This window comes from Streptomyces sp. NPDC029169 (assembly GCF_055563935.1).
The window spans coordinates 1-5,424 of record NZ_JBVHXA010000037.1 but is presented as its reverse complement, the minus strand read 5'-3'; the positions used below and the strand labels follow the sequence as shown (position 1 = coordinate 5,424).

Annotated in this window: 3 protein-coding genes; all 3 read right to left on the bottom strand. The window is 70.7% G+C overall.

Annotated elements, in window-relative coordinates; translation table 11 throughout:
- Positions 1-169 precede the first annotated feature (169 nt).
- The gene (locus ACZ4VI_RS34565) at positions 170-1,741 is read right to left on the bottom strand and encodes an APC family permease (RefSeq protein ID WP_468005853.1); all 1,572 of its coding nucleotides are present in this window, start codon (positions 1,739-1,741) and stop codon (positions 170-172) included.
- Positions 1,742-2,011: 270 nt separating this feature from the next.
- Complete coding sequence (locus ACZ4VI_RS34560) at positions 2,012-3,475, bottom strand: aldehyde dehydrogenase family protein (RefSeq protein ID WP_468005852.1); 1,464 nt, start codon at positions 3,473-3,475, stop codon at positions 2,012-2,014.
- The gene (locus ACZ4VI_RS34555) at positions 3,472-5,205 is read right to left on the bottom strand and encodes an N-acyl-D-amino-acid deacylase family protein (RefSeq protein ID WP_468005850.1); all 1,734 of its coding nucleotides are present in this window, start codon (positions 5,203-5,205) and stop codon (positions 3,472-3,474) included. The genes ACZ4VI_RS34560 and ACZ4VI_RS34555 overlap by 4 nt, the downstream gene beginning before the upstream one ends.
- Positions 5,206-5,424 lie beyond the last annotated feature (219 nt).

Below are 5,424 nucleotides of genomic sequence, written 5' to 3'. Positions count from 1 at the left end.
CCCATGAGCCGCCATCCCCCCCCCCTCCCCCCCCCCCCCCCCCTTCCTTCCCCCCCCCCCCCCCCCCTCGTCCCCCCCCCCCCCCCCCCCGCCCCTCCTCGCCCCCCCCCCCCCCCCCCCCCCCCCCCACCTCGTGCGTTCGTGACTCAGGGGTGCGTACGGAGGACGGTCAGTCCGCCACGACCAGCGACGGCGTCTCCTTGGTCAGCACCTCGCCGCGGAAGAACGCGGGGCTCTTGCGCTGCATGACCAGCATGATCACCACGCCGAGCAGCAGCAGCCCGACGCCGATCACGAAGACCGAGCCGATGCCGAAGACCGAGGAGCCGGAGCCGTAGGCCGGGTCCCACATGTCGTACAGCGTCTTGCCGAAGACGGCGGTCAGCATGACGCCGCCGAGCGCCGGGCAGAAGGCCTTGAAGACGAAGTCCTTGCCGGACCGGAACAGCTCGCGCCGGAAGTACCAGACGCAGGCGAAGGCGGTCAGCGCGTAGTAGAAGCAGATCATCAGGCCGAGCGCGTAGATCGTGTCGACCAGGACGTTCTCGCTGACCAGGGTCATCACCGTGTAGAAGACGCCGGTGGCGACACCCGCGACGACCGTGGCCAGGCCCGGGGTCTTGAAGCGCGGGTGGACCTTGGTGAAGGAGGGCGGCAGGGCCTCGTACGTCGACATGGCGAGCACCGTGCGGGCGACCGGGATGAACGTCGTCTGGAGGCTGGCCGCCGCCGAGGCGAGGACGGCGACGAAGAGCAGGATGCCGAGGGCCGGGCCCATGACCGGGCCTGCGAGGGCCGCGAAGACGTTGTCGGAGGTCTCCGGGTTGGCGAGGCCGAGGCCGGTGTCGCCTGCGCCGACGATCATCTGGGCGGCGATGCCGGTGGCCAGGTAGGAGCCGACGAGGACGATCATGGTGATCATCGCGGCGCGGCCGGGGGTCTTCGCGCTGCCGGTGGTCTCCTCGTTGGTCGCCATGCAGGCGTCCCAGCCCCAGTAGATGAAGATCGCGAGGGAGAGTCCGGCGGTGAAGGCGGAGAAGGACTCGACCGCGAACGGGTTCATCCAGGACCAGGAGAAGTCGGCGCCGGTGGTGAACTCGCCGCTGCCCACCTTGGTGAAGGCGAGGGTCACGAACAGCGCGAGCACGACGAGCTGGAGGCCGACGAGCGCGTACTGGACGCCCTTGGTGGCGGTCATGCCGCGGTAGCTGATGGCCGTCGCGATGGCGATCAGGACCAGGGTCGTACCGATGTGGGCGGCCTTGTTGTCGTCGAGGGCCGCTACGGACGGGTTGTTGGTGATCTCACCGGCGAGGAGCCAGAAGTAGGAGGTCGCGACGCCTGCCAGGTTGGACAGGACGATGATCGTCGCGATGACGAGGCCCCAGCCGCACATCCAGCCGATCCTGGGGCCGAAGGCCTTCACCGTCCACGTGAAGGAGGTGCCGCAGTCGGGCATCGCCTTGTTGAGCTCCCGGTACGCGAAGGCGACGAGGAGCATCGGGAGGAAGCCCGCGAGGAACACCGCGGGCATCTGGAGTCCGACCTCGCCGGCGGTCGCGCCGAGCGTGGAGGTCAGACAGTAGACGGGGGCGACGGTCGAGATGCCGATGACGGCACTGGCCATCAGTCCGACGGAATTGCCGCCGAGTCCCTTGGTACGTACGCCATGAGTGTCGCCCTGGGCGGTGACGCCCCTTACCGTGTCTCCGGCCTGGGGCCGTGCATCCACCTGAGTCATGTAAAGGACGGTAAGTGCTGCGGTTTCCACATCCGGAGGAGATCACTCCGGGACAACGGTCGATCTTCACCTTGCATTGAGAGGGCGAGAACGCCCTCCTGGCATTGATTGAAAGATCGACCAGCTGTCGGCACCGACCGATTGGTAGGCGTCTCAGCGACTGTCCGCTATGCGGGAACCGCAGCAGTGCCCCAAATGTCCGTTTTCAAAATTTCCCGAAGAATTTTCCGAGCCGCGCGGGAAGGGGGTCAGCCGGACCAGAGGGCCGGGTCAGCCAGGCCAGACGACCGCCTGCGTCTCGCTGTACGCATGGAGCGCGTACGACCCCACATCCCGCCCCACTCCGCTCTTCTTGAACCCGCCGAACGGCGCCTCCATGTTCCGTCCGACGGTGTTCACCCCGACGCCACCGGCCCGCAGCAGCGCCGCGACACGGAATGCGCGGGCCACGTCCCCCGACCACACGTAGTCGAGGAGCCCGTAGTCGCTGTCGTTCGCCAGCGCGACGCCCTCCTCCTCGTCGTCGAAGGGGACCACCACGACGACCGGCCCGAAGATCTCCTCCCGCACCACCCGCATGTCGTTGGTGCAGTCCGCGAGCAGGGTGGGCGCCACATAGAAGCCCCGCTCCATGGGTGGCCGCTCGCCACCCGCGACGACCCGCGCGCCCTCCTTCCTCCCCAGCTCGACGTACGACTCCACCCGGTCGCGGTGGGCCGCCGAGATCACCGGACCGACCACCGTGCCCTGGACCGTCGGGTCGCCGACCTTCATGAAGGCCAGATAGCCGGTGAGCTTCTCGATCAGCTGCTCGTAGATCCCGCGCTGGGCGAGCACCCGGGTCGGGGCCGTACAGATCTGTCCGCTGTAGAAGGCGAAGGTGGTGCCGATGCCCATGACGGCGGAGTCGAGGTCGGCGTCGTCGAAGACCAGCGCCGCGCCCTTCCCGCCCAGCTCCATCAGCTGCCGTTTCAGCGCCCGCCCGCAGACCTCGCCGATCCGCTGCCCGACGGCCGTGGAGCCGGTGAAGGAGACCATGTCGACCGCCGGAGAGTCGACGGCCGCCTCTCCGACGGCGGTGCTCGTGCCCGTGACGACGTTGACGACACCCGGCGGGATGCCCGCCTCCTCCAGGGCCCGGGCCATCGCGTAGACGGAGAGCGGGTCCTGCGGGGCGGGCTTCACCACGACCGTGTTGCCCATGGCGAGCGCGGGGGCGATCTTGCCGGCCGGATTGGCCCAGGGATTGTTGTACGAGGTGATGCAGGTGACCACCCCGACCGGGCGGCGCACCGCCACCGCGCCGAAGACCCCGGCCCTGCCCATCGGCCCGGCCTCGTTGATCTGCGGCGGCAGCGCCTGCTCGACCGGCTCCAGGGCCCCGCGCGCGTACCGCCGGAACCGGGAGGAGCCGACGGCGACCTGCATCCCGCGCGCGGTGCCGGTCGTCGCCCCGGTCTCCGCCTGCGCGAGGACCGTGTTCGCCTCGGCGTCCCGGGCCATCAGGTCCGCGGCCCGGTCCAAGATCGCGGCTCGCTCCTCCGGTTTCGTACGGGACCAGGTCGCGAAGGCCTCCCGGGCGGCCTCCGCCGCCTCGTACACCTGGGCCCGGGACGCCTCGGGCGCGAGGCCGACGACCTCCTCGGTGGCGGGGTTGATCACCTCGTAGTGACCGGAGTCGGGCTCGACCCACGCGCCGCCGATGTACAGCCTCTCGGTCCTATCGGTCCTCACCTGGTGCTCACCGTCTTCGTGTCTCGGCCGGAACGCAGGACGCGGCCCGGGATCGCGCCGGTCACCTCGTCGTCGCGGATGGTCTCCACGCCGTTGACGCGGACGGAGACGACACCCCTCGCCCGCGAGTCGAGCCGGGGGCTGTCCCCGGGCAGGTCGTGCACGAGCGTCGCCGGGCCCGCGTCGATCCGCTCGGGGTCGAAGAGGACCAGGTCGGCGTGGAAGCCCTCCGCGATGCGCCCGCGCTCGCGGAGCCCGAAGAGCCGGGCCGGGTCGTCGCTGAGCATCTTCACCGCCTGTTCGAGCGGGACCAGCTTCCGGCCGCGCAGACAGTCGCCGAGGAAGCGGGTGGTGTACGGGGCGCCGCACATGCGGTCCAGGTGCGCGCCGGCGTCGGAGCCGCCGAGCATCACGTCCTCGTGCTCCCAGGTCTCGCGGCGCAGCGCCCAGGAGGCGGGGTCGTTGTCGGTGGGCATGGGCCACAGGACGGTCTTCAGCTCGTCGTTGGCGCAGATCTCGACGAGGCACTGGAAGGGGTCCTGGCCGCGCTCGGCGGCGATGTCGCGGACGACCCGCCCGGTGAGCCCCTCGTTCTCCTTCGTGTACGTGTCCCCGATGACGTACCGGCCGAAGTGCGCGAGGCGGCGGAAGACACCGGCCTCCTTGGAGTCCGCGCGGCGCAGCATCTCCTCCCGTACCGCCGGGTCGCGGAGGGTCGCGATCCGGTCGGGGACGGGGAGGGAGAGGATCTCGCCCCAGCCGGGGATGAGGTTGAGGGCGCAGAACGTGCCGAGCGACATGTTCATGGGGGTCAGGATCGGCATGGTGAGGGCGACGATCCGGCCGCCGGACTTGCGGGCGCGTTCGGAGGCAACGAGCTGGCGCGGGACGCGCTCGGGGACGGTGGCGTCGATGGTGAGGACGTTCCAGTTCAGGGGGCGCCCTGCGGCGGCGGTCATGTCGACGAAGAGGTCGATCTCGTCGTCGGAGAACTGGTCGAGGCAGCCGGCGAGGATCGCTTCGAGCTGGGTGCCCTCGTGCTCGCCGACGGCCTTCGAGAGCGCGATCAGCTCGGCGGGGGTCGCGTGCCGGGAGGCGACGGGGGCGCCGTCGCCGTCGGAGTGGGTGGAGGACTGGGTGGTGGACAGGCCCCAGGCACCGGCGTCCATGGCCTCGTGGAGCAGGTCGGTCATCCGCTGGAGCTGCTCGGGCGTCGGCTGTCCCCCGATGGCCTCGGGGCCCATCACGTACCGGCGCAGGGCGCAGTGTCCGACCATGAAGCCGGCGTTGACGGCGATCCGCCCTTCGAGGGCGTCGAGGTACTCGCCGAAGGAGGACCAGCTCCAGTCGACGCCCTCCTCCAGGGCCTTGAGGGCCATGCCCTCGACCTTGGACATCATGCGGCGCGTGTAGTCGGCGTCCTCGGGCCGGTCCGGGTGGAGGGGCGCGAGCGTGAAGCCGCAGTTGCCTCCGGCGACGGTGGTGACGCCGTGGTTCATGGAGGGGGTGGCGAAGGGGTCCCAGAAGAGCTGGGCGTCGTAGTGGGTGTGCGGGTCGACGAAGCCGGGGGCGAGGACGAGGCCGGTGGCGTCCTCGGTGGTCCGGGCGTCTTGCTGGACGCCCTCCGCGATGACGGCGATCCGCCCGTCCCGTATCCCGACGTCGGCGACGCGTGCGGGGGCGCCGGTGCCGTCCACGACGGTGGCGCCCTTGATCAGGTGGTCGAGCATGACGGTCCTTTCGGCACGTGGACTGCCCCGGCCGGGGGCCGCGCAGCCGGCCGCGGCTGCGAGGGCCTCCGGCCGGGGCCGGTACGGGACGGCGATCCGGGAAGACACCGCCCCGCGCTTGTGTCCGTTGTGGGCATTCGTTCCGCTGGGGCGGAACGGGTGGGCACAACGGACGGCGCCTTTGCGGGCGCCTCCGCCCCGTGCCCCTACGCCCACCCC

Bases quoted from the DNA above. Each gene is read 5' to 3' on its own strand.
- ACZ4VI_RS34555 (WP_468005850.1), bottom strand. From the start codon at position 5,205: ATGCTCGACCACCTGATCAAGGGCGCCACCGTCGTGGACGGCACCGGC.
- ACZ4VI_RS34565 (WP_468005853.1), bottom strand. From the start codon at position 1,741: ATGACTCAGGTGGATGCACGGCCCCAGGCCGGAGACACGGTAAGGGGC.